We start from the raw sequence: 2,021 nt of genomic DNA, 5'->3' as shown, positions 1-2,021 counted from the left end.
CCTCCTCGCCCATGGACACGACGGCCAGCCCCAGCCCCCTGTCCAGCAGGCTGCGCGCGGCGGCCAGCAGCGCGTCGCGGCCGTCCAGGCGCAGGCCGGTGGCGGCCTGCAACTCCTCCCGGTTGGGCTTGATGGCCCAGGGCATGGCCGCATGGGGTGCCGCCAGGGCAGCAGCCAGGGGGCCCTCGCTGGTGTCCAGCAGCACGTCGGCACCGGCGGCCACGGCCTGGGCCTGGAGCCGGGCCCAGCTGTCCGCAGGCAGGCCGGCCGGCAGGCTGCCCGACAGCACGACGGCCAGGCCGGGCCGCAGATACCGGGCCAGCGTGGACATGACGGCGTCCAGATGCGCTTCGGCCAAGGCCAGGCCCGGCAGGTTGATGTCCGTGGTCTGGCGTCCGCCGTCGGCCACCAGCTTGATGTTGGTGCGCGTCTGGCCCGGCACGCGCAGGCAGGCGTCGGCAATGCCGCGCTGGGCGAACAAGGCCTCGAACATGCCGGCGTTGTCACTGCCCAGCACGCCCAGCGCGGCCGTGGAAATGCCCAGGCCCGCCAAGGCGGCGGCAACATTGATGCCCTTGCCGCCCGGCGCCTGCACGCTGCCCAGCGCGCGCTGCACCTGGCCGGGCAGCAGCGCGTCCAGGGTCACAAGCTGGTCTATGGCCGGGTTCAGGGTCACGGTAATGGCTTGCGGGGCGTTCATGCCGTCACCTCCTTGGCCAGTGCCCGCACCTGCGCGGCATCCTCGCAGCCGAGCGCCCTGTCTGCGAGCGCCTGCAGCTGCCGCAGGCTGGCCGCGCGCAGGCCGGCCTTGACACCGGCGATGTCGTTGGGCGTCATCGACAGCTCGCCCACCCCCAGCCCGGCCAGCAGCAGCGCACCGAACGGGTCGCCGGCCAGTCCGCCGCAGACGCCCACGGGGCGCGCGCAGGTGGCAGCGCCCTGCACGGTGGCACGCACCATCCGCAGCACGGCCGGATGCAGGCTGTCGGCCTCGGCCGCCAGTTGCGGGTTCTGGCGGTCCATGGCCAGCACGTACTGGGTCAGGTCGTTCGTGCCGATGGAGAAGAAATCGGCATGGCGGGCCAGTGCGTCGGCCTGCACGGCGGCGGCGGGCACCTCGATCATGATGCCCAGCGGCAGGACCGGGGCGTCCAGTTCGGCGCGCAGCCGTTCGCAGGCCGCGCGCAGCGCCAGCAGTTCCTGCACGCTGGTGACCATGGGAAACATCACGGACAGCCTTGCGCCATCGCGGGCCGCCCGGTACAGGGCGCGCATCTGGGGCTCCAGCAGGTCGGGGCGGCGCAGCAGCAGCCGCGCGCCGCGCACGCCCAGGAAGGGGTTGTCCTCGCGCGGCAGCTCCAGGTGGGCGACCTGCTTGTCGCCGCCGATGTCCAGCGCGCGAACGATCAGCGGCCGGCCCTCCAGCGCCTGCGCCATGGCGCGGTAGGTTTCGTACTGCTCGTCCTCGCCGGGCGTGCTGCCGCGCTCCAGGAACAGGAATTCCGTGCGCATCAGGCCCACGCCCTCGGCGCCCTGGGACAGGGCCAGCGGCACCTGCTCGGGCAGGTTGACGTTGGCGCAGACTTCGATGCGCACGCCATCGGTGGTGATGGCAGGCAGGCTGCGCTGCGCGGCCACGCGTTCCTGCAGTGCCTGCTGCTCGGCCATGTGGGCACGCGCCGAAGCCAGGTCCTGCTCCGAGGGATCAAGGTAGATGCGGCCGTTGGCGCCATCGACGATGGCCAGGGCCCCATCGGCCATGCCCAGCACGCCGCCGCCTGCCGCCACGGCGGCCGGCAGCCCCAGCGTGCGCGCGAGTATGGCCGTGTGCGAGGTGGGGCTGCCCTGCGCCGTGACCAGCGCGGCCACGCGCGCCGTGTCCAGCTGGGCGGTTTCCGAGGGAGAAAGATCGGCCGCGACCAGGATGCAGCCGCCTTCCGGCAGGCCCTCCGGCCCCGCCGCTGCCAGCGAGGGCTGCAGTTGCACGAGCACGCGCCGGCCCACGTCGCGCAGGTCGGCGG

At 73.5% G+C, this 2,021-nt stretch carries 2 protein-coding genes; both read right to left on the bottom strand.

Going from position 1 to position 2,021, the window contains the following annotated elements; genetic code table 11:
- Nucleotides 1-700, bottom strand: a 700-nt coding sequence (locus L995_RS19900; RefSeq protein ID WP_047473179.1) for a 1-phosphofructokinase family hexose kinase, incomplete at its 3' end; no start/stop codon positions are given.
- On the bottom strand, nt 697-2,021 hold a 1,325-nt coding region (ptsP, locus tag L995_RS19895; protein WP_047473177.1), incomplete at its 5' end, for a phosphoenolpyruvate--protein phosphotransferase. The genes L995_RS19900 and ptsP, both read right to left, overlap by 4 nt.

The organism is Delftia sp. ZNC0008, assembly GCF_000799035.1.
GTDB classification, from domain to species: Bacteria; Pseudomonadota; Gammaproteobacteria; order Burkholderiales; family Burkholderiaceae_C; genus Comamonas; species Comamonas tsuruhatensis.
The sequence above is the reverse complement of the archived record's forward strand: the minus strand, read 5'-3'. Positions and strand labels throughout refer to the sequence as shown.